We start from the raw sequence: 758 nt of genomic DNA, 5'->3' as shown, positions 1-758 counted from the left end.
CCGCGCTGGGCGGGATCACCAGCTGCATCAACTTCGCGTGGGAAGCCTGGACCGGGGATCTGAGCATCTGGGATGAAGAGGGCACCCTGCTCGAAGCCGTTCATCGCCAGAAGGAGAAAGGCCAGGAATCGCTGATCGACTTCAGCCTGCACGGGGCGATCACGCGCGAGGATCCCACAGTGTTCGACGAACTCGAAGACGTAATCGACGAGGGTGTGACGTCGGTGAAGATGTTCACCGCCTACGAGATCGGGCTCTCGAACGGGTTCATGGACCACGTCTTCGAGCACGTCGCCGATCAGGAGATCGTCGCCGTGCTCCACACCGAGGATGCTTCAGTTTGCAACCGCCTCGAAGCCCGATTGAAGGCCGAAGGAAAGAGTCACCCACGACACTATCCACAGTCGCGCCCGGACTACGCCGAGGCGATGGCCGCCGAGAGCGCCGTCCGCATGGCTCAGGAACAGGGCGCGAAATACTACGGCATCCACACGACCAGCGAGAAGGCCGCCGACGTCCTCGGGCGCTATCAGGACGACGGCAGCAGGGTTCGCGGGGAGACCTGTACCCAGTACACGACGCTCGACGAATCGGCCTACGAGGAACAGGACAGCCTCCCGATCATGGCACCGCCGCTGCGGACGCCCGCCGATCAGGACGCCCTCTTTGAACATCTACACAACGGCGCATTGAGCGTCGTCTCGACCGATCACAACGCGTTCACGCGCGCGGACAAGACCGTCGAGAACTGGTGGGAC

At 62.8% G+C, this 758-nt stretch carries 1 protein-coding gene; it reads left to right on the top strand.

Annotation, left to right across the window (positions count from 1 at the left end; translation table 11 throughout):
- Positions 1-758: dihydroorotase (locus C448_RS07605; protein WP_004053461.1), on the top strand; the 758-nt coding region annotated here is incomplete at both ends.

It is taken from the genome of Halococcus morrhuae DSM 1307 (assembly GCF_000336695.1).
GTDB classification, from domain to species: Archaea; Halobacteriota; Halobacteria; order Halobacteriales; family Halococcaceae; genus Halococcus; species Halococcus morrhuae.
Note: the sequence above shows the minus strand (reverse complement) of the source record. Positions and strands in the feature narration are given on the sequence as shown.